Raw genomic sequence first — 23,448 nt, forward strand, 5'->3', positions numbered from 1 at the left:
ATCTCCTTCTGAAGACTCTTATTTTGCACAGACGATGCCTCTTTTTGTTTTTCATTTTTTTGCTTGGTTTTAATTGTTTACATAGTTTCACTCCACATTTTATGATTACTGTATAGTCCGGCACTGCCAGAAATATCATATAATCTCTTCCATGAAAGAACTGTACTCGGACTTGGAATACAGTATTTTAAGGCAGTATTTAAACCAACCCGAAGGGCGTAGATTGGAATTTAAGGCAGAGTTGCCGGAGCATTCCGATTTGGCTAAGACGGTTGTGGCATTTGCCAATGATGCAGGTGGAGACCTGTATATTGGTGTGGCAGATGATCCTCGTGAAGTGGTAGGATTGGATGAGGACAAGTTGATGACTATCGAGGAGAAAATAAGTAATATTATTTTTGACCGTTGCTATCCTGCGATATTGCCGGAGATAAAATTTATAAGCGAAGAAAACAAACACTTGATTCAGGTGACTGTTTTCAGAGGTAGCACGCCACCTTATTATCTCAAAGAGAAAGGTAAGTTACAAGGGACATTTATTCGTGTAGGCTCGACCAATCGACTTGCGGATGAAGCTATCATCTCGGAATTGGAACGTCGGAGACGAAACATCTCTTTTGATAGCGAAGTTATACCAGATAAGCCTGTAAATGATTTGAGCATAGATGGTTTTAAGGCTATATTCAAGGAGAAAACGGGGGAAGAATTATCCGACCAAGCATTAAGGAAATTAGACTTGGTTAAAGATATGCAAGGAGCAGAATATCCGACCAATGCGTTGATTCTATTCTCGGACGACCCGTTGCGAAACTCGTTGTTTCACTATGCGAAGGTGGAGTGTGCTCGTTTTAAAGGTGTTAGTATCGATGATTTCATAGACCAAAAGAGTATTACGACCAATATTGCCACACAAGCAGAGGAAGCATACAACTTTGTGTTACGCCATATCAATAAAGGTGCTTCGGTTGAGGGAGTGTATACAGTCTCTCGTTGGGAGTATCCTGTTAAGGAAATTCGTGAGGCGATTCGTAATGCGGTGGTTCATCGGGATTATTCTCTCACAGGAAAAGACGTTAAGATTGCGATCTATGATGATATGGTAGAGATAACCAGTCCGGGACTTCTACCACCATCAATCGACTATGCTGCAATGGAAAGCCGTCAGAGCGATGCACGCAACAAAGTAATAGCCCCTGTTTTCAAACGTCTTGGTATCATCGACGTAGTACTATAACCATCGAAATTAAGATTAAATAACAATATGCCTTTCTGTTGATGATAAGTGTGTCTGATCAGGATGGATAGTCTCTACTTGATATTGCTTTCTATTTGCTCACAAAACTTTCTTTTTCGTGACGCATACCCTGTTTTTTTCTTTTGTAATAGAAGCTACTTATTGTATATATATGCAAAAGAAAAATGTTTTCGAGGGTCCGAGTGATACGTTATTCACTTTTCTGTCTATAGGAAGTTAATAACGTAGTTACAAAGAGTTCGTTCTTTGTTGGCAGAAAGTTAATTCTTTGTTTATACGAAGTTAACTTCTTGCCAAAGCCAAGGCGGCAGATGATCGGTAACAGTCTTTTTTCTCTCGAAAAAGCGGCTGAAAGTACCGGATTTTCTCTGATTACTTCTCGATTTTGATTGTTGTAAATCTGTGAAAATGTTTGTTTTTTGTGCTAATTTCTTTCGTGTTGTCTTTGTTGTACATTTTTTTACTGTCTTTGTTGTGGTATATGCTTTGTTTTTATTTCTTTCTGTATTTTCCTAACGCTGATTTACGGGTCTTTTTTCCACTCTCTTGCCGGTCGGACGGAAAAAACAAATTCTATCGCACGTAAGATATACAATTTGACAATTGTCGGATTCTTGCTCCGGACGTTCGTTTATCGAAAGCACAAATCAATCCCTTTTTGATTGTGTACTCTTATATTCTTGAGAAAGCATAAGTCCGCGTTCTTTTCATGTTTCCCTGATATGTATATATTTTTTTTAGATGTCACGTGAGGCATAGGGGCGTTTTTCATACTGTTCGGGCTATTCAGAGACTTGGTTATACGATATTCAATGGTATCCATGCCTCCTTGAGGGGGCCGAATAGGGCGTTTTTGCCTTTGACGAGAGAAAAGAAAGAGGGGATGGTAGTTCAAAAATAGCCCATTTCATCGATGGAAATCCGGTGTTGCATATTTGCGACACCTTGAAAAAGAGAGGTGTTGCAAAAATGCAACGGCTATTTTTAGGTCGTTTCCGGGGGGTGGGCTACATTTGCTCCTCTCTTTATGGAGGGGGTACAAACAAAATGTATAAGATTTTTTAAGATAGTGAAGTCAAAAAGCTGCCAACATATTGATAGTGGACGTTGTTATACTTTTGCAAAATTTTCAAAAGTAAAAAAGAAGATGACCTCCATCACTCCACGGCTCAATCGCTCGCGCGAGGGTCGTGATGGCAGCTATCCACTCGTGATACAGATCATACGCCATCGAAAGAAAAGAGAGATTTATACGCCTTACCGATTTTGGGAGGCAGAGTTCAACACCCGTTTAGAAATGGTAGAGAATACCGGTGGCAATCGCCGTCGCCTGCTCACTGTTCGCGAAGCCAACGAATACCTTATATATATAAGGAAAGAGTTGACGGCTATTTGCGAATCGCTGGAGGCGGAGAAGGGGAGTGCTTATACGGTGGACGACATTGTACGCGTCTACAACTATCACAATGATTTGACCCAGGTGCTGGTCTACGCCGACTCCGTGATAGCCGGTCTAGAAAACAAAGGGCGCCAGGGTACCGCCGCCAATTACCGTAGTGCCCGCCGGGCGTTCGAGTTGTTTGTAGGTGACCGTCCTTTCTCGTTCGAAGAACTGACCCCCGAAGTGATCGACCGCTTTGCCGATTTCCTCCGCAACCGGGGCAATCAGCCAAACACCATTTCTTTTTACCTCCGCCAGTGGCGTGCCATCTACAATCGTGCCTGTGTCGACCACGTGGTTTATACTGATCAGAAACCTTTCCGGAGGCTGAACCTTAAAGAAGAGGTGACTGCCAAGCGTGCCATTTCCCGCGAGAAGATTGCACGGATCGAGCAAGTCGATTTGACTGCTTCCCGTGCCGATATGCAGTTGGCTCGTGATCTGTTCCTGTTCAGTTTCTATACGCGTGGAATGTCTTTTGTAGATATGTGCTATATAAATAAGGAAAATCTGCAAGGAGACTACCTTTGCTACAAACGGCAGAAGACGGGACAAGAGTTGCGGATACGAATTGAAAACGGTTTGAGTGAGTTGATTGACCGCTATGCCGATTCTTCATCGGATTATCTGCTCCCGATGCTCCGCCGTGGTGACAGCTATCAGGATTACCGGCGACAGCAACGCAAACTTAATAAACAGATCCGCGAATTGGGTGACAGGCTTCGGTTGGAGGTGCCGCTCACGTTTTATGTGGCTCGTCACTCCTGGGCGACCCTTGCTCATGCGAATGATGTGCCTGTCTCGGTCATCAGTGACTGCATGGGACACACATCGGAGAAGACCACGCGCATCTATTTGGATCGTATAGATACTACACGGCTCGACAAGGCCAATCGGTTAGTGATAAACTGTCTTCGGTAAAGAGGGGGGAAAAGGGCAAAAAAAACTCTTTCTTATAATGAAAGAGCCAACCGTGAGATACTCTCTGATCTCAAATAACTTTTGCAAAGATACATATTAAATTATTAATAAAGCAAATCTTTTTTTAGTTTTTTTTGTTTTTGCTGTCAATTATTTATTTTCTCTTTCCATATAGAAAAAAACATCCTCCTATACACCTTCTTTTTGTCTACAGACTCTTCTAAGAAAGCATACACCGGTTTCTCGCTATTTCTTTTCCAACGGTTTTCATCTGCCCGTCCCCACTGCTTCAGGCACATGCCGTTATCTATTCACAAGGATGATTAATCTGTTTATAATCAGATGTATGCAGGTCGTATGCCATCCTTTGTGTCGCTCTTTTACGGCCCATTCCGTCCATGTTTCTGAAATCGTTTCTGAGTCAACATCAAGCAATATTCTATGAATCAGTGTTTTACTTTCATACTTCCTGCAATTGTTTCTGAAAATAAAAAAAATCAGAAACATTTCCGGATCGGTACTCTTTTATTTTTCTGTCTTACAGGTGGTTATGTTGGTAATTCTGAGGCTTCCCCTTTCATTATAAGAAAGAGTCCCTAATTATCAAACAAACCATAAATATGAAAAAGGTACTATGCACATTGGGGGTGATTGTTGCTTTACTTTTATCGTTTCCTTGTATGGGGAGCGCTCAGCAGTGGGGCTTGACTGCCAATGGTCTTTACTGGGCCACGGCTACTCCGAATGTAGGAGTCGAATATGCTTTTAGTTCAAAGATGAGTGTAGCCGGTCTTATTCAATATAATCCTTTTACGTACGCTAAAAACCGGAAAATGAAACATTTGGTCGGGCAGGTAGAATACCGTTACTGGCTGAGTGATGTTTTCAAAGGTCATTATCTGGGTGTGCATGCCACGGGAGGTATCTTCAACTTCGGTAACCTTCCTTTTGGCATTCTGAAGGACTATCGGCTTGAAGGCCAGTTGTACGGTGGGGGGCTTACTTATGGTTATCAGTGGATTATCAGCAACCGGGTGAATATTGGAGTCGATATCGGTTTGGGATACCTTCAAGTTGATTATGATAAGTTTTATTGTCCTACCTGCGGTGAGCGTGTCGATCATTACCGGACCGGTTACGTAGGCCCTACCAAGGTTGGTGTGTCCATTATCTATCTTTTAAAGTAGGGGAGGGATAAAACATGAATATCAGGCAAGTTTTTTTCATAAGTTTCTCATTTTTCATCTCTCTATCAGTGTTAGCGGCAGATAGATCTACGCAGCCTGTCCGTACAGAGGTGTATCGTTTGGAACGCCGGGACTCTGTCTTGTTGGTCGATCTGGCTGTCGACCTGACCAGCGTCCGTCTGGCGCCGGACTGCACGGTCTATCTGTTTCCGCTACTCTCTTCGGGCAATGCCGTCGATTCATTGTCGCTGCCTCCCATTGTGCTCAATGGTCCTCAAAGCGATTTGATGTATCGCCGTCGCCGGGCCTTGGGCACTACTTCTGGATTGGAGAAGATTCCTCCTTATACTGTGCTTCGTGAGGGAGATCATGCCTTGCCCCACATTCATTATCGAATCGAAGTTCCTTATGCGGCATGGATGGAAGATGTGAAAGTGTGGATGCGGGATACCAATTGCAATTGCGATGCCCGCCTGGTACCTTTTGCCATGCAGACAGAGCAGATACCGCCATTGATTGTAGAACGGGTGGATACTATTGTGATTCGTGACACCGTCCGGGTAGTTCCGGATGTATCTGAGCGGCTACCTGTGGTTGCGGATGCCTCTTCCTATAGGAAGGCGGTCCCTATTCAGGCGGGCTATGAAGCTGATATTTATTTTCCTACTAACGAAATGCGCATTCTTCCCGATCATGAGTTGAACCGTGCCTCTTGGATGCATTTCGTTAATCAGGTGGATTCTATTGAGCGGGATAACCGGAATTCCATATCAGGAGTTACTGTTACCGGCTACTCTTCTCCCGAAGGATATGCCTTGAATAACGAACGTCTGGCCGAGAAGCGTGCCAAAGCTCTTCAGGAGTTTCTTGAAAATAAATATGGCGAACGCATGGAGATCGCGGTTGAGTGGGTAGGCGAAGATTGGGAACAGTTTGAGAAAGATATAGAACTTTCCGACCTTCCGGAGCGTGATGAAATTCTTTCAATCCTGCGTACCGTGAAAGATAACAATCAGCGGAAAAAATCTTTGAAAACGCTGAATAAAGGGAAAACATTCGAAGTCTTGCTGCGGGAATATTTTCCGAAGCTCCGGCGAGTGTCATGTCGTATTAGATACGTAAAATAAGAATATGAAAAGAATGTATTACATAGGATATATGCTCTGCTTGTTGCTTGCCGGTTGTGTAGTCGGTGAGAAAGCGGACGGCCTGTTGGAGCAACGTCTGTCTGATCGTACCCTTTTGGTTTATATGGGAGGGGATAATGATTTAGCCGACGAGACCGACGAAAAATTGTCAGCGTTAACAGAGGCGTGGGACAGGTTTCCGGGGCATTTATTGATTTATCAGGATAAAAAAGGAGCGGATAGTACCCGCTTGTTAGAGGTTTGTTTTGATGAACAGGGAGAAAAGGTAACAAAAATATTGGCTAAGTATAAACAGGAGAATTCAGCCAGTGCCTCCGTATTTGCACGGGTTGTCAATGAGGCTATGGCCCGGTATCCTTCCGTTGATCCGGGATTGATCGTGTTCTCTCATACCAGCGGATGGCTGCCGGTAGGTACGACAGTGGTTCCGGCCGGTACGACCCGTTCGGTTGTCAAGGATAATCATTCTGAAATGACTTTACAGGATTTTGCATCAGCCATCCCGGACGGCCAGTTCAATTTCATCCTTTTCGAAGGTTGTTTCATGGCCGGACTTGAGGTAGCATACGAACTGAAAGATAAAACACAATATGTGGTCGGGTCATCGGCCGAGATGCTTTCACCGGGCTTCACTCCGGTATACAAACAAATGTTTCCGTTGCTTTATAAAAAGGAAGCGGATCTGTCGGCAGTGGCTGCCGCCTATTATGATTATTATAACGATCTGGAAGGGGATTATCGTTCGGCTACCATCAGTGTGATCCGGACTAACGGTTTGGAAATGTTGAAGTCGCAACTTCGTGCAGCCGAGAGTCGGGTGGAACGTTGGGAGTGGATAGACCGTAGCGGCTTACAGAGTTTTGATCGTTTGCCGGATGGACAACATCTCTTTTATGACGCTTCGGCCTATGTAGAAAGGATTGGGAGCGTTGAAGAATCTGCCGCTTTTGATGAGGCTTTGGAGAAAGCGATAATCTATAAAGCGGCTACGGAGAACTTTATGTCACAGAGCCGGGGCGGATTTTCGATTAGCGATCATTGTGGTATGACGCTGTATATACCTGATGCCACCGCTCCCGCATTGCTGACCGAAAGAAAGAAATTGAAGTTAATGCAATAATATACATAGTTCAAATTAATTAGTGAATGGCAATAATAGAATTAAAAAAGTGATGGAAAGGAATCTTTGATTAACGAAACAGACAGTGACAGTTAACAGAACGATGGAACAGGGAGTATCCGTATTTTTCTCTCTGCCTTTCACCCTTCGCAGCCTGGAAGGGAGAAAGGAATAACCAAAGCGGATGAGCACATTAAATATTTCAAACTCATATTTATAATTAAATTTTTTAGTAACATGAAATTAAACAAATTATTTACATTTACATTGGCGGCCCTTGCAATGGCTGCATGTAGTAATGATGATGAACCGGGAATTGGCGGTGGCGGCCAAAAAGGTGAGATTATTGATGCCATCAACATTGCTTTTACCAATTCTACAGCTCCTGCTACCCGTGCGGATAAAGGTGAAATAGAAGGAGTAGGCACTGAAAATAGCGTGTATGTGGCCTATCTGTTTGCCAAAGAAAATGATCCGCAGCATGAAGGCGCGAAAGTAGGTGACTGGACTGTGAAGCGTGTGGCAGGTGAGAGTCAGGCGGAAGACGCTAATGTGGCAACCCCAATCGGTGAGGGCGATGTTGCGACTCCCGGAACGAAGAAAAATATGTGTACGTTTAACGGCGTACGTCAGGGAGATAGCGTTTATGTCATTGTGAATGATCCTCAGATGACCCTTGCTACCGCTCAGACACTGGCACACCAGGCCGATAAATCGGAAGCCGCTATCCGTGCCTATATTTCTAATCTGTCTAAGAGCTATCTGAATGATCTGATCGTTGCTAAAGACGGAGCGCAGAGTAAGAAGTATATCATGGCAGGTGTATCGGCTATTCCTACCAACCCGAATATCCCGAACGGATCTACCGTTAAAGTTTCGATTCCTCTGAATCGTGAATTAGCGAAAGTGTTCTTTAATGCTTCCGTTACTACCAATCCCGTATACGAGGCTTGTGGTAAGATGGCAATCAAAGATTCAGAGTGGGAAAATCCGGTAAGTACTAAAGACCCCGATGGTATTGTCGTAGTACGTATCCCGAGACGTGTTTCTCCGTTCACAGCACAGACTCGTGACTGGTATTTCCCGCAGAGTGCGGATGCAACTGCTAAAGACTGGGATGTGGAAGGCTGGTTGAAAGCATTTGCAGGTGAGAAAGAATCTGCACCCGGTACTGCAGAAGTTGTTGGAACGACTCCTGCATTGAATAAGGGAGAATACAATGCGGACGCGAAAGAATATCGTCTGACATGGGTTGTTGGTGAGAAGGCGCTGACTGATGGACAGACTCCTACATCTGGTACGATGGTATACGTTAAGAGTGACAAGTTATATTCTCCTTATTTTTATGTAACTCCTAACTATGCTAATAATGCCGGTTGTGCTACTGTCGTAGTTACTCAGGCTACTTATATCGGTGCAAATACCCTGCTTGAACCGACTATTACGGAAGAAATGCTGAAAAAGGCTTTGGAAGATACCGATTTCAAAACTGCTACTTCTGTTCCTGCAGGTACCACCTATGATAAATTGGCTGCTGATTTTTGGAATACTCCTACGAATGTAACAGCATTGGTTACGTTCCTGGAAAATAATGATACATATAAACTTGCGTTGAGAGGTGAAACAGACCCAGCTAAGAAAGAAGCTGCTATTACGATTAAACCTAACGACAAACGTTACTATCGTGCTGATGTTGCCAACTATAGCGATGACGAAACAACCTCAATGAAGATTACCGAACGCAACACATTCTATCATATAACGGGTACTATTACCACTTTGGGTGCCAAGACTATTGAAGATGCTATCAATTCGGATAATATTGACATGCTTGTACAGGTAGTTGTTAAGCCATGGAAATATGTTGTTAACAATATAAATATGTAATCAGAATCTCTTTTTTATATGATCCGGGGCGGGCAGAAAATCCGCTCCGGTTTATATCCCTTTCTTTTTCGGAAAGAGAAGAATACAAAACTAAAATGAAGAAACTGCTACCGATACTTCTGGGTGTTGCCCTATTGCTGAATTCATGTATTAAAGATGATATGGATGCTTGTGCCGGATATATGCACATCTATTTCAGCTATATTTATGGTGGAGCCAATCGTTTTTTTGAAACGGTTTCTACTCCTACGCAACTTCATTTTTATAAACAGAAGCATAAATATCGGGAACTGGAAATCGGTTTGGATGAAGTAGGATTGACCGAACCTTATCGATTCTTGAAAACCTTTGATGATATAGACAGTCTGGAACTGATAGCCTGGACACATGATGAGGCAATTGATTATGTAGATACTCCTGATACTCCCATAGGAGAGGGGTATGTGAAATTAAAAGAAATTACCGACGGCAGCGGAATCTGCCGGCCTGTAGACGATCTGTTGTACGGACGCATTGCCATAGATGCCGGTCTGCGTGAAAACCGCAATATTGTGACCATTCCGTTTGTTCGTGCCGTATGCCGTACGCGTATAACAATGATTCCTCAGACAGTAGAGGATAAGGTCGTTGAAGAAGGAGGAACAACACGTGCCGCGAGCAGTATTATTCCTTCCCCCGAAGATTTTAAATTCCACCTTTACGGTACGCGTAGCGGTGTCGATTATAATAATAAAGCAAATGCGGACGAAGTGATACTTGAACCTGAATGTTATTACGAAGAAAGTACCGGAAATGTACTGACTCCCTGGTTCGGTTCTTTTTCATCGGAAGGAAAGTTCCTGAAGGTAGATGTGTTTATTCGTGATGAAAAGGTCGCTTCGTTTGATTGTGCTCCTATTGAGTTGACTTCTGTTCCGGGCAACTATATTGACTTGGTGATTGACGGACATTATGTGAAGCCCGTTATGCAAGTTCGTGTCAATGGATGGAAAGTGGCGGCAATAGAAAGTAATATGTAAGTAAGCTGATAAAAGGAGAGTATAGCATGAAAAGAATTCTGATATGTCAACTGATGGTATTTCTGGCCGTGGTCTTGGTTTCGTGTTCGGATGATACTTCCGAAAGTATCCCTCAGAACCCGGATAAAGACATGTACCTCCGTGTGAATGTTCCCCGCACGTATGCTTCCGGAGCCGATGGGACGGATAACAAAGAGACGGTGATCAATGGCATTGACGTATTGGTATTTGCTCCGGGAGTGTCCGACCGGAACCGGCTGTATCTGAAATCAGCATCCGAAGGAACTCCGGTTGCCGGTAAAAATACGTTTCAGGTGACTATGCCTGTGGGAGAAGGATTGGAAGTGCATGTATTTACGAATTGCCATGCAGAGTTGGTGCGTAGCGGTGCCTATAAAGGTTTAGGGATGGAGATGAATGCATTATTGGAAAAAATGGTATCCAAGGTGGAGAATAATCCGTCCGGGATAGATTGTTTGCCTATGCATGGTTTTTTGTCAGGAGTGACTGTCTCGAAAGAGTCGGTAGGACAAACGCTTAGTGTACCGGTGCTGCGTTCGGTAGCCGCTGTACAGGCAAAAGTGGATGACGCGCATACGGGAAATCCGGGTGAGTTGTTAGATAGCGACGGTAAGGTGATTTTTAAGTTGCGTGAGTTTTATGCTTATTTCCCGGCGGATAGCGGTAGGTTGGCTCCGGTGAAGGAGGCCTATGAAGTGGTTACCGCAGGTTCAGAAGACGAGAAAAAGACCCGTAATGTGGTTAAAACGACTTTACCCGCCAAATTAGGGGTTCGCCCGATAGGTGACAAGCTTTTTCAGAAGAGTGAGTCTTCTTTGCCCCTTGTCGGACCGCTCTATCTATACGAAAACACTTATTACTCGGATAACGGCTTTGATCAGCCCGGATATATTGCCGGCAATGACAAAGTGGCTACCACTCGTTTGGTGGTAGGCGGAATTTATGGAGACGACGCGGATGTCACTTATTACCGGATTGATCTGACGGATCCGGACGATCCGAAAAAACTGGTTGAACTATTGCGGAATCATAAGTACACTTTTCAAATAATGAATGTCTCGGGTTCGGGGTATGACAATCCTGACGATGCGGCTACGGGGGTACCGATGAATATCTATGTGAAAGTGATTGACTGGATAGACGTGAATACGGAAATTGATTTTGACCGTGAGAACTGGTTCTCTTCGGGTACAAAGAAGCTCGTTTTATCCGGCTACGCAGGTTCGCTGAAATCCATTCCCATAGAAAGTGATGTTGCGTTCGGTCCTTTCTGGCAGTTGAGTTTTGATGCGTCGAGCCCGGTTAACGGTAATGCGACGGTTGCACCTGTAAAGGTATCTGACGGTGCAGTGTCGGCCGTAATCTCTAATGAACGCTATGAGATAACCGTTACTGCTGGTACGCTTACCGTAAAGGCCAAAAAGTCTTATGGGGACCTTGCCGCCGGTGAGGCTTATGACGATGACTTTTATATAAAAGTAAAGAATTTGACAGTGCATTATAAACTGACTCAGGTAGACCGTTCTCCCGATGACTGGGGAAACGGAGGAAGCCAGGAAGATGAACTGCATAATTAAACATAGATTAGTTGGCTTATGAAACGATTTAAAAGAAATATACGGCAAGGATGTATGCTTCTAAGCGTATTTTGCTTGATGGGGGTTACAGCCTGTTCGGGTGAAGAGGGACGTGATGTGCAACCTGTCAAGCCTGTCGCTTTCACGCTGAACTATACCATCCCCGATGCTGATAATCCGGAAACAAGGGCATCCGATACAGGAGGGAAAATACCTGTGGCCCGTCCGGAGGAAAGTGTGATAAATGATGTAAAGCTCTTATTTTTCATTTACGATGAACATGGCAACGGGTTGTATGCCGGTTCCCTGCAGGGAACCGTCGATGGCAATCATCTGGCTAAGACAGGGAAAATATCGGTAATTATACCGGAAGGCGGAAGCATCGACAATCATACGGATTATAATGTATTGGTGCTTGCCAATGCTTCTGCTTATTTTCCCGGAATGGATTTTGATGCTTATTGTTCCGGACAGACTGAAAACGCGGTGCGGGTGCAACTTCGGGGAGATATGCCGTTGCAGTCAATAACGGACAGAACATATACCGTTACGGATAACAGTTTACTTATGAGCGGAACAACATTCAAGGAAGCAGGGAAAGATATGAGTGTACAGCTACTGCGTGCCGCCGTACGCATAGATGTTCGGGTGGTTGAGGATAAAAGAGGAACGGTTCTCTTGAAATCGGCTATGCTTCGTAATGTTTCACCGGTAATACCTGTATTTAATGATCCGCAGGATATGGCTTTCCTGCCGTTGACTTATGCAAATGAAAAAAATGCGCCGGAGCAATTCAGTATCATAGGCGGTTTGTATGCCACTGAGGTGTTGCGTACTCTCCATACTCCCTATCTGCTACAAACGCAGGCGGTGTGTCTGCTGTTGCAATGTGAAAAGTCTCCTTATAAGGGATGGTATCGGGTGAATATCAATATCGATAAAAATGATGTGCAGTATTTACGACGCAATAATGCTTATACAGTGGTTATTAAAGATGTTTTGAGCCAGGGAGCCGATACTCCCGATGAGGCATACGGAGCGGGTAGTTTTGGTATAAAAACGGTCACTATACCTACCGATTGGAAAGTCCCCGATGGGATAACTCCACCGGATGTAGAAGTGAATTGAATGATTTCATAAAATATAATAAGAACGATGATAATAAGGAAGTGTAAAATAGATTGTTTTCAGAAGTCCTGCATTCTTCTGTGTGTTGCGCTCTTCTCCTGTTCGCAGTATGACTGCGTTGTTCCGGGTGACGGAAAGACAGGAGAAGGAGAGCGCACTTCTTTATGCATAGGCGGAGTTTCAACAGGACGGTTAGAGGTACTTACGCGTTCGGCTGCTGAGCTTACTACAGCGACCGATGCCATCGGGGTTTTTCAGAAAAAAGATATCACGAATGGCTACGAGGCCATTCATAACAGAAAATATACATATGGAACTCCATACTGGAAGACGGATGGGGAGGAATTGGTATTGATCGATGGACCGGCGAAACTGACGGCTTACTATCCTTATAAAGAGGATCGGACAAGTAGTGTACTGATGAACAGTGAGCTCTATGAGGCTTCAAAAGAGATCTATTATTGTCCTTTTGAGGCTTCGAATACAACAGGTGCCGTAACGCTGAATTTGCGTAGAGCATATTCGCTCCTGAGATTCAACTTTATCAGAGGAATAACGGATGGGGCTCTGAACAAAGGAGAGTATACCGGGAACGGTGAGATCAGTTTATTTACATTTTCTGCGACATTACGGATTACCGGAACTTTGGATCTGTTTACCGGGATCGTTGAAGGAGGAGTGCAGGGGGTAATGTTCAGCTATTCCGCTCCGATTACTATCGGAACCGCTGCTGTTCCTGCCGTTCTGGATTATATGGTAGTGCCTGCTGACTTTACCGGGGATCTTTCTTTTACACTAATGATAGATGGAAAGGAGATGAAAGGTAAGATTGGCGCTGCCGAGCTTTGTGGTACGAACAAGAAAATGGTGGAAGGGACAAAGTATGAGATAGATGTCATTATTCGTCCCACTGAAGTAGAGATAGGAACTGTGGATGTGGAAGAATGGGTAGATGAGGCAGTCAAAGACTCCGGTAATCCGTTTGTGCCGCAATAAAGAGACAGAAAGGAATAAATATGTTTTTAAGAAAGCAGAGAAAGATGAAACACATTCTGGCAAATACCGGGATGGCAATAGTATTGATTGCCTGTAGCAACGGAGGGATGGATCCGGTGGATGCCGGCGGGGAAGACGAGTATGTTCCTGTCAGAGTGGAAACTGTTGCGGACAATGGCGTTGAAACACGTGCGGTTACTTTGTCAAATGCCAGCATAGGAATATTTCGCACGGCACCTTACACTGCTACGTTTCCGCAGCAGTATAATGTGCGGTGCACTCACGACGGAACCGGATGGAGTTTGGCAGATAAATTATATGTTGGCGGTACGAATGCCTCTTTGCATGTCTATTATCCGTATGGTAAGGTCACTTTTAATGGTGATAATAGTACGGTTACTGTTTTGACAGTGAAAGATAATACGGCGGATAATGATTTTTGTTATGCCGATGCTCCTATTGCGGCAGTCAATAATTGCAATCCGGTTGCTTCCTTTTTGCTGAAGCATGCTTATGCCGGTGTGAAGTTCAGCATTGCTTGTCATTCGACTTATCCGTTGAAGTGCAAGTTAACCAAGATTGTGATGAAACCCGCAACGAGCGGAAAGACGTTTTATGTGGAACGTAGCATGGATATCAGTAAATCCGCCGGGGATGCGGGGCAGTTGGGAGGGAGCACAGCTTCCGGTTGGACGCTGGATACATCTGCGCTTGTTATGGGGACAACAGGGATAGCCAAGGGGAGTACGGATGTAAGTATCAGCAAATTGTTTCCTCCGCAGGATTTTGAGGACGATACCCAACTGATATTGACAATTGATGGAAGTGAGTATTCGGTAACGATTCCGTATGGGACTTTGAAAGCTCTGAAAGCCGGGTATTTATCTACCATTTTCCTGGAGGTCAAGGGTACGGGAGTAGATATTTCGGGAGTGAAAGTATATCCATGGGATACCTCTGTTGTACCCGGTGATAACGATGCGACTTTAGATTAATAACTGATTGTAACAGAAAGGATAGTAATGAAAACCAAGTCTGATATGAAACCATTTATAATAGCCACTTTATCGCTGATTTTACTGGCGGGCTGTGGTAATGATGATTTTCCGGAAGAAGAACAAAAAGTTCCTTTAGAGATTGCTTCTGCGTTTGTAACAGGTGACGTGCAGACACGTGCCGTCACGCCACAATTGCTCACATCTGGTTCGATCGGAGTTTTTCTGGAAGGCGAATCCGGAACCAGTTATGTAAAAAAAGACAATATACAGTATGACTATAGCTCCGGCTGGAAACCCAACACGGAAACAATCTATCTGGGTGGAGAGAATGCCGGTGTGTGTGCTTATAAGAAAACAACGAAATTAAATCTGTCAACTAAAGAGGCTGTCCCTTTGACTTCTCAGATTTTTGACACCGAACTTGATCTGGTATATGCAGGTAAGAAAATAGTGAATGGTACTTCTGCCGGTAAGAGCGTTGAGTTTATCATGGGACATGCTTATTCGCAAATCGAATTTGTCTTTAGCCAGGAGGATTATCCTAATACATGTAGAGTAACTAAAATCGCCATAAAGAACGCAAATATAATTGAGAATGCTACACTGAACCTGGCAACGGCAGTTTATACATCAACTAAGATCAATGCTGCTTTCAGTTACTGGACAAATGCGACAAAGCAGGCGGATGGTATTGTGGTTCCTAAATCGGGGACTGTGAAAAGTAATGTGTTGATGATTCCCTGTACATTGGCCAACAGTGGCAGTACGGGAGTGACACTGGAACTGACAGTGGACGGTAAACTGATGACAGTTCCGATTACGTATGCCAAACTGGGTGCGTTGACCAAAGGTGTTATTCATCAGGTCAGCCTGAAACTGAAAGGTACTGCACTTGAACTGAGTGTGAAAGATACTCCGTGGGATAATCAACAGGTAGATGGTGAATATAATCCGGAACCATAAAAAGGAAGGATGAATCATGAAACGAACTTATACGCATAATCTGGATTCTCACTTGGCAAGACGCTTGTGGCTGATGTGGCTTTTAATAGTAGGCTGGAGCTCTTGTTCACAAGTAGAGGTTGCAGACTCTGTAGGGGGTGAGAACGGAGAGATACCTCTTGAAATCCGGGCTACAACCGGTGCAGAGGTCGACACTCGTGCTGTTACTGCTGTAGAAATGACTGAAGGAACATTAGGAATTTTCCGTTTACCCGAGACGGATTATACGGCATTGGAAAATATTCGTTATAACCGTGTTGCGGGAGAAAACTGGAAGCCGGCTTCTACTGTGATATATGTAGGCGGCACTTACGCCAGGCTATGTGCTTATGCTCCCTATAACTCTGTAGAATTTAAAAATAGTTCGTTGAAAACAGAAGCCGGCCTGACAATGCAGACCTATGCGGAGGAGAAAGATATGCGTTTTGCTGTCAGTGGAGGGGATGAGGTCTGGAAAAAGACTCCTACTGCGAATTTTGAGTTGAAGCGTGCTTATGCCCGTTTGGTATTGTCTGTGGTACGGGATGCCACGTATCCGAACACGTGTAAGATAACGAAAGCAAAAATAGAGGCCTCTACCGGAAATATAATCACAGCCAATACGGTTGACATCAGTACCGGAACCGAAGGAAGCGGAACACAAACACCTCAATATATTCATACTGTGACGACCGGTTTAAAAGACGGATTTGCAATAGGGGTTCCAGATGATACGAGTTTTGACTGGCTGCTGCCCCAACAAACTTTTTCCGGAGGCGTAGTCTTGACACTTACGGTAGACGGCATGGATTATTCCGTCACCATTCCGGCCGATAAACTGAGTACATTTGTAAGAGGTACTAAATATATTGTGTCATTGGCTGTCAAAGGTGGAAAGTTAACTTTGATGAGTGATAAAATCCTGATTGACAAGGATTGGGCAGAGGTGCAGACAGGAACCGGAGGCAGTGGCGATGATTATGATACCAGTTTTAATTAGCGTATGAAGATTATGAAACATTTATTATGGATCTTGGTGGGAGGTATTTTATTGAGTAGCTGTTCTGATGACCGTGAGATGGATGACGGGAGATGGAAAGCATCTGCATTTCGAGTACCGCTCGAGGTATCTTCGGCAGTCATTAAGCAGGAGGTGGTTACACGTCTAGCTCCCGATCCGGTAGCTTTGACGAAAGGGGCCATAGGGATTTTTCTGTCGGGTACAGAAGCTGGAAGCGGATATAAAGTTATTGACAATCGTAAATATGTTTATAACGGCAGTGATTGGGGGCCTCCGACGGCTAATGATACAATTTATTTAGTGGGTAACGATGCTGATGTCTGCGCTTACTATCCTTATAAAGATGCGTATACGGACAAGACGGTCATTCCATTGCAATCACAGGATTATGTGGAAACTGAAGATATCTATTATGCATTGAATACAATGATAAATGGTTTTACTCCTGCGATTACTTTTAGTATGGTGCATGCTTATTCTTTAGTGGAGTTAAAGATCAGTCGTGAGAACTACTTTATGCCTTGTAAAATTAGTCAAATAACCTTGATGAATTCTGCTTTAATAAAAAAAGGCACTATTAACATTGCCGTTGACGGAAGTATACAGGACTTGGAAACAGGGAATTATGATTTGACAACAGTAACTGCGACTTCACCTCATACATTGGCTGTTGGCGAATCTTATGTACGCCGTGTACTGATGATTCCGGTTCCGCTTAACATTGAGCGGACAGATGCGGAAGGAGGACAATTCGGGCTGTCTGTCAGCCTTGTGGTAGATGGACAACAGATGCTCGTGGAGATCCCGTATTCCGAACTTGGAGAGTTCAGGCAGGGAGAGAAGTATGTTATCGGATTAAAGATCAAAGGAACAGAAATCGTGCCTACCGTTAGCGCATTGGAATGGGAAGATGATAAGGTTAATGGCGGGAATAAATATCCTGTTGAATAAAATCATATTAAAAAATGAGCTACTATGAAAGGAGTACTATACATAAGTTTTTTAGTTTGCATGTTACTGGGGTGCAGCGATGGTGATAGCTTACCGGATTGGGAAAAAGACAAAACAGCCCGTACTGAGTTGGAAATAGCGTCTGCTTCCATTGTGGAAGGCAATCTACAGACCCGTGCCGATGCAGTTTTTACGCCCGGAAGTTCCATTGCTTTGTTTTGTCATGGGCAGGCTGCCGAAACGAGTTATACGCCTGTGAATAACAGAAAATATACGCTAAATGCCGGTGAGAGTCAATGGACAGCCGAGTCGGAGGCGAGTACCATTTATTTAGGTAGCGAGAAGGCGGATGTGTGCGGGTATTATCCCTATACGGAAGAAACAGTGGATAAGCTTTATAAGGACCGTACTAAAATTCCTATGGAGACACAAAACTATGACGTTTTAAAAGAACTGTATTATGTGACTAACCAGGTAGTTGATGCTAAGGAATATTTTGTAAATATGCGTTTTAAGCATGCTTATTCACGTTTAGTATTGAATATAGGGGTCGAAGATGCTTATCCGGCTACATGTAGTATTAATTCGGTGGCTTTGGCAAACGACTCATTGTTTCGAAAAGCGGTGATAGATATTACGAGTGGTACTGTTGGCATCCATCCGGATGATACGCAGAAACAATTCAGAGGAGGATATAACATCACAAAAGACCTTCCTTATGTTTTGGACGGTCCTACTAAAAAATACCAGGCTGATCTGCTTATGATTCCTACAAAATTATTGCCTGACCCTTTTGAACCGACTAAAGGGCTTAGCATTATAGTGAATGTAAGCGGATTTCCGGCAACGGTGATCATTCCGATAAGCGATCTCTCTGATTTCGAGAGTGGTAAAAAATACGTTGTCTCTTTGAAATTGAGAGGGATCGCAATTAAATCGGTGACCGTAACCACTACTGACTGGGATGAGAAAATACTGAATGAAGGTATAGATTACGAACCGCTTCCCCAACCTTAATGATTATACAAAAATGAACAGCATGATTATGAAACTCAATATGAATATAAATACTTCTGTGGCTGCCATATATGCAATGATGTTATTATTGGTTGCCTGTTCGCAGGAAAGGAATTTATTTCCGACAGAAAAAACGGACAGTGTGCCTTTAAGCGTATTCACTTCGTTCAAGGCGGATGTGACTACAAGAGCTACCGCTCAACCGTTGCCTGAAGGGAGCAGTATCGGAGTTTTTTTGATAGCGGATGCTAACTATGTTACCCCTCAGAGTAATGTGAAATACACTTACCAGCCTGATGACGAATGGACGTCAGAGACCTCTGTTTGGGTGGGCGGGGCAAGAGCCGGTCTGTGTGCTTATTATCCATATGGAAAAGTTGCTTTTTCTGCAGTTACACAGACCACATTAAAGACCCAGGCTTACACGGAGGATGCGGATTGGTGGTATGCCAAAGACAATGCGGATGTCACAGTCAATAATCTGTCACCACAGATCAATTTTTTATTGGAGAAACCTTATTCTCAACTCTCTTTGGAGATGATTCGTAACGGAAGGTATCCGTTGCAGTGTAAAATAACCAATGTACGTATAGAATTGGACAACGGAGACCCGATGGTTGACACCGGGACGTTCGATATAAAAGACGGGAGTCTGCAAAACACAACAAATGTTGCTTCTTATTCATATCCAACCTCCGGACCTATGCATGACACGGGATTGGGGGTAGGAGAAGCGGCGAGAGATACCACTTGTAACTATCTGTTTGTTCCGCAGACTTTTGCGTCTGACTTGAAACTGACTTTGACCATCGATGAACGTGATTTCAGTGTGATTGTGCCACAGGCGGATCTTGCCGGACTGGTAGCAGGAAAGCGCCACGTAGTCCGGTTGGATATCAGAGGGGGAATACCGATTAATATAGTGGAGGTTACCACGAAAGACTGGCAACCAATAAGCTTTGACGGTGGTGATGCCACTACTATTAAAGATGAAACAGAGATCATTATTGATGGTGGTAAAGTGGGAACAGAAGATTGGGCATCGGATCCTACACAAAATGGATCAGGGGCACTGTAATTTAATATTAAACGTATGAAGACAAACCTATTATTTTTTATTTGCATCCTATTTGCATTAGTCTCTTGTGAACAAGAAGACAAGGTATCCGGAGAAAAGGCACTGGCTGTAGTGTCCGCTTCTTCTGACGATAGGCCCTCAACACGCGGAATTATAAACGATGATACATACGCTTTAGGGGTTTTTCGGACCACTGCCGGTACTTATACGCCTTTATTCAATGTGAAGCATATTTATTCAGGAGGAGAGTGGGGATCTGATAATGTAATCAAGGTAGATTATCGGAATGCCTCTTTTTTTGCCTATTATCCTTATCATACAGCAACCGGAAATTATGCCGGACTGGCAAGTGGCACTACCTTGACCCTGCAAGCGCAGCTGTTCAATGCCGGAGAGGATATTTGCTATGGAGCGGGTGAAGCCTTGAAGGGAGGTCCGGTTAGTGTATACAATCCGTTTGTTGAGTTTCTGAATATGAAACATGCGTATGCCAGATTGAGGTTGACACTGACCCGCGGGGAAAAATTTGATAAGACTAAGAAATGTAATATACGGAATATTACTTTCAAATCGAATAATGCTAATTTTTACCTGACACGTAGCCTCGATATTGCTTCAGCTGCCGGAGCTACCGGAGGAAGCGCTGTGGCTGCCGGATATGTTTATGATCCTAACGTTAATATTGCCGCCGGTAAAAGCGTGACATACGAGTATATGTTTCCTCCGCAACCACTTGCCGGTAGTAAATTGACTATTCTTGTCACTGTCGACGGGGTGACTCGGAGTTGTGACATTTCAACGTTAGGCAGTTCTTTGGATTCGGGGAAATATTATGGAGTATCACTGACATTTACGGATGTGGGAATCATCTTGTCATCGGCGGCTGTTACTGTCAATGATTTTGGCGGACAAGGAAATACTGAGGTAGATACGGAATTATAACATAAACGGAGAATAAAGATGATACAACTGAAAGATAAACTAAAAGTAAATGGCGGAACAAGACGGTACATGGAAACGGTTTGTTTGAGCCTGTCGCTTTCTATTTTCGCAATGGGGTGCAGCCAGGATAGTGATACGTTTTATCCATCGGTTCCGGATGAAGAACAACCCGCTGTGGATGAAAGCCGGATGATTCCGATACAGTTGAGTGTGGACGGGGTTGATCAATTTTACGGAGGGGTGGTGACGCGTTCAGGAGAAACTGTTGCTCGCTTGGTACAGCCTTTGGATTCTACTTATGATACCGGATATGATGTGGAGACAACAGTGGAATCAATTCCATTAGAGAATATTGTGTCGACCCGTGCCAACTTGGGTAATGTACAGTTTCGTGTAGTGGCTTACAGAACAAATGCTTCGTCTGCCGCTAATTATGCGGGGACAGCTGTTTACAAGACAAATGGTTCGGGAGTCGCGGCTATTGTAGCCAAGACAGCTACTCCTGTCAATAGTGCCGGACAATGGATATTGGGGCCGGGCACATATACTTTTGTGTGCTATTCTTATGGACTGAATAGTGCACCGGCGATGCTGTCCGGTAATTGGTCTACAACCGTTTCGCACAATCAGGATTTTATGCTTTGGCGGAAAGAAGGAGTTGTAGTAGCTCCCGATAATAAAGGAGAGTTTACATTGGGAGGAATCAACTTTACGCGTCAGTGCGCTTTGCTCCAACTGGCTGTCACGGCCAATGACTTTTCTAATAATACGGTTCAACAATGTGCAGCTACTGTATCCAACCTGAATAGCAATAACATAACCTGGAATGCCGGTCAGACAGCCCTTTCAACAGGCGGTACAGGGGGGGCTGTAAACTTTTCGTGGAGCAGCTTGAATGCGGCTACGGTTCATAGCAATGTATATAAGGTGCTGCCTCAGAGCAGCCGTACGTTAACCATTAAGCTCACGACTTTGAGAATTGGTAATATACAATACAACAACCGAGTGACGGTTAATGTCTCCGGGCGTCAATTTGCGGCAGGAGGTAATTATAAGATAACTGTTAGGATAACCGGTAACGGTATTACTGTGGGAGGAGCTACGTGGGCGAAAGGGAATGTTTACAGGAGTGGGAGTAATTTTTATTTTGAGTCTTCACAAAGTGGTTATCACGGTGGTACAGAAGGTGGATCTTTTTTTGGCTGGAATACTCTCTCTTCCAGTAATAATACGTATGGAGGAAGCTCTTTTTCTTCCAATAATGATCCTTGCTATCAGGTAGCTCCCCGAGGAACATGGTGTACTCCGACTGCCAACCAGTTACAGAATCTGGGAAATAGTGGATATAGGTCTGGAAATATGGATGGTAAGAAGGGAGGATTTTTTGGCGGTGATAAGGTTTTTCTGCCTGCAATGGGAAACAGAGGTAAAAATAATGTAAACTATTGGACTGAAACGGGGTATTACAGAAGCAGTACGGGTGCCAATAATCAGCGTTGCTATTATCTGGAGTTTAATCAGAGCTATGCTGTTAAGAATAACTATTATTGGTATTGGGATGCGTTCCCGATAAGATGCGTCAAAAGATGAAAATTTAGAAAATGCTGAAGTGTAATGTTGTAAAAAAAAGAATAATGGATAATTTAAATGATCTGATCAGGATTTGGTGTTTGCTACTGGTTTTGGTCGCCTGCAGCCAGGATGACAGTATGGATGGTATACCCGATGATGCCACCGTATCTTGCACTATCAATAGCGTGAGTGTAGTCGAACCGCATAAGGTCAATACTCGTGCCGCATTAAGTGACGGAGACTCCATCGGGGTTTTTCTGACCGATGATGTGGTGAAGAATGCAGGTAACAGCCGGAAATATTCGGATAGGAATAATTGTAAATATACCAAGCGATCAGGAACGTGGACCCCGATTGACGATGAAAACACAGTGTCACTGGCTGAAGGAGTATATGCAAATCTTTGGGCAATCTATCCTTATCATGCCGATAAGGAAAACGGATTGGACTATACGGATCGGACAGCCATCCCTCTAAAGTCAAAACTGTATTCGGCTGAGAAAGATTTGTGCTATGGGCGGGGAACCGGGACAATCAATGAGACCAGTTTTGCACAGCCTGTAGGAAGTAAAACTCCTGTAGATATTTCTTTTTTAAATATGGAGCATGCTTATAGTTGGGTCGTTTTTCGGGTCAACAGACATAAGTACACCAAAGATGCTAAGCTGTCTAAAATAAAAGTATCCAATGTGTTGACATACACTACTCTGAATATTACAAACGGAACTTATGCCGCCTCTGAAGCCACTCCGGAGCCGGGAATCGCTGAGAAGGTGAACGAAACGATTCCGGAACTGGAAACTAATTATGTAGAGGTGGGCTTTCTTATCGCGCCTTGCACATTAAAATCGATCGGAACCATTCTGGGAGTAGCTGACTGTGGCATGAAAGTAGACCTTACAGTAGATGGTGACGTATATACATTGGGGATTCCGCTTACTAATTTGTCTCGATTGGAAGCCGGGAAAAAATACTCGATTGAGATCACCGTACAGGGGGCGCATGGAATCGTCATTGGGGCGAATGGAGTTTCTACTGTTGACTGGCCTGCTGCGCCAACCACTGCTTCGGGAGACTTGATAGGTGAGGCTACTATACATACAAATTCTGTTTTAAACTGTTTTTGGTCATGAAAATTAATAATATGTTTTTTATTGCCATGTGCGGATTGTGTGTAAGATGTGTTAA

The 23,448-nt window shown here is 43.9% G+C and carries 18 protein-coding genes and 1 pseudogene; all 19 read left to right on the plus strand.

Annotated elements, in window-relative coordinates; genetic code table 11:
• Positions 1-151: 151 nt before the first annotated feature.
• Positions 152-1,222, plus strand: a pseudogene (locus FDF36_RS00150) (RNA-binding domain-containing protein); the annotation flags it as partial.
• Positions 1,223-2,402: 1,180 nt separating this feature from the next.
• Positions 2,403-3,617 carry a site-specific integrase gene (locus tag FDF36_RS00155; RefSeq protein ID WP_220389878.1) on the plus strand — a complete coding sequence of 405 codons (1,215 nt, stop codon included), beginning with the start codon at positions 2,403-2,405 and terminating at the stop codon, positions 3,615-3,617.
• Positions 3,618-4,237: 620 nt separating this feature from the next.
• Entirely contained in the window at positions 4,238-4,804 is a 567-nt protein-coding gene (locus FDF36_RS00160) for a DUF3575 domain-containing protein (RefSeq protein ID WP_220389879.1), read from the plus strand.
• 14 nt (positions 4,805-4,818) lie between these two features.
• Positions 4,819-5,931 carry a DUF3868 domain-containing protein gene (locus tag FDF36_RS00165; RefSeq protein ID WP_220389880.1) on the plus strand — a complete coding sequence of 371 codons (1,113 nt, stop codon included), beginning with the start codon at positions 4,819-4,821 and terminating at the stop codon, positions 5,929-5,931.
• A 4-nt stretch (positions 5,932-5,935) separates the two neighbouring features.
• The gene (locus FDF36_RS00170) at positions 5,936-7,072 is read left to right on the plus strand and encodes a clostripain-related cysteine peptidase (RefSeq protein WP_220389881.1); all 1,137 of its coding nucleotides are present in this window, start codon (positions 5,936-5,938) and stop codon (positions 7,070-7,072) included.
• Positions 7,073-7,309: 237 nt separating this feature from the next.
• Positions 7,310-8,959, plus strand: a complete 1,650-nt coding sequence (locus FDF36_RS00175; RefSeq protein ID WP_220389882.1) for a DUF5029 domain-containing protein — start codon at positions 7,310-7,312, stop codon at positions 8,957-8,959.
• A gap of 95 nt (positions 8,960-9,054) precedes the next feature.
• Positions 9,055-9,978 (plus strand): FimB/Mfa2 family fimbrial subunit, encoded by a 924-nt coding sequence (locus FDF36_RS00180; RefSeq protein WP_220389883.1) that lies wholly within the window; start codon positions 9,055-9,057, stop codon positions 9,976-9,978.
• 26 nt (positions 9,979-10,004) lie between these two features.
• Positions 10,005-11,576, plus strand: a complete 1,572-nt coding sequence (locus FDF36_RS00185; protein ID WP_220389884.1) for a fimbrial protein — start codon at positions 10,005-10,007, stop codon at positions 11,574-11,576.
• 18 nt (positions 11,577-11,594) lie between these two features.
• Positions 11,595-12,704, plus strand: a complete 1,110-nt coding sequence (locus FDF36_RS00190; protein ID WP_220389885.1) for a hypothetical protein — start codon at positions 11,595-11,597, stop codon at positions 12,702-12,704.
• Positions 12,705-12,731: 27 nt separating this feature from the next.
• Positions 12,732-13,700 carry a fimbrillin family protein gene (locus FDF36_RS00195; protein ID WP_220389886.1) on the plus strand — a complete coding sequence of 323 codons (969 nt, stop codon included), beginning with the start codon at positions 12,732-12,734 and terminating at the stop codon, positions 13,698-13,700.
• Positions 13,701-13,720: 20 nt separating this feature from the next.
• Positions 13,721-14,695, plus strand: coding sequence for a fimbrillin family protein (locus tag FDF36_RS00200; RefSeq protein ID WP_220389887.1), 975 nt, complete (start codon positions 13,721-13,723; stop codon positions 14,693-14,695).
• Between the two features lie 27 nt (positions 14,696-14,722).
• A complete protein-coding gene (locus FDF36_RS00205) occupies positions 14,723-15,661 on the plus strand; it encodes a fimbrillin family protein (protein WP_220389888.1) in 939 nt (312 codons plus the stop codon).
• Positions 15,662-15,677: 16 nt separating this feature from the next.
• Positions 15,678-16,679, plus strand: coding sequence for a fimbrillin family protein (locus FDF36_RS00210; RefSeq protein ID WP_220389889.1), 1,002 nt, complete (start codon positions 15,678-15,680; stop codon positions 16,677-16,679).
• 12 nt (positions 16,680-16,691) lie between these two features.
• Positions 16,692-17,651 (plus strand): fimbrillin family protein, encoded by a 960-nt coding sequence (locus FDF36_RS00215; protein WP_220389890.1) that lies wholly within the window; start codon positions 16,692-16,694, stop codon positions 17,649-17,651.
• Between the two features lie 24 nt (positions 17,652-17,675).
• Complete coding sequence (locus tag FDF36_RS00220; protein WP_220389891.1) at positions 17,676-18,668, plus strand: fimbrillin family protein; 993 nt, start codon at positions 17,676-17,678, stop codon at positions 18,666-18,668.
• A gap of 22 nt (positions 18,669-18,690) precedes the next feature.
• Positions 18,691-19,746 carry a fimbrillin family protein gene (locus FDF36_RS00225; protein WP_220389892.1) on the plus strand — a complete coding sequence of 352 codons (1,056 nt, stop codon included), beginning with the start codon at positions 18,691-18,693 and terminating at the stop codon, positions 19,744-19,746.
• Between the two features lie 15 nt (positions 19,747-19,761).
• Positions 19,762-20,688, plus strand: coding sequence for a fimbrillin family protein (locus tag FDF36_RS00230; protein WP_220389893.1), 927 nt, complete (start codon positions 19,762-19,764; stop codon positions 20,686-20,688).
• 18 nt (positions 20,689-20,706) lie between these two features.
• Positions 20,707-22,278: a fimbrillin family protein gene (locus tag FDF36_RS00235; RefSeq protein WP_220389894.1), complete on the plus strand. Its 1,572-nt coding sequence runs from the start codon at positions 20,707-20,709 to the stop codon at positions 22,276-22,278.
• Between the two features lie 44 nt (positions 22,279-22,322).
• Positions 22,323-23,393 carry a fimbrillin family protein gene (locus FDF36_RS00240; RefSeq protein WP_220389895.1) on the plus strand — a complete coding sequence of 357 codons (1,071 nt, stop codon included), beginning with the start codon at positions 22,323-22,325 and terminating at the stop codon, positions 23,391-23,393.
• The last annotated feature ends 55 nt before the right edge of the window (positions 23,394-23,448 follow it).

It is taken from the genome of Bacteroides fragilis (assembly GCF_019583405.1).
In the GTDB taxonomy this organism is placed as follows: Bacteria; Bacteroidota; Bacteroidia; order Bacteroidales; family Bacteroidaceae; genus Bacteroides; species Bacteroides fragilis_B.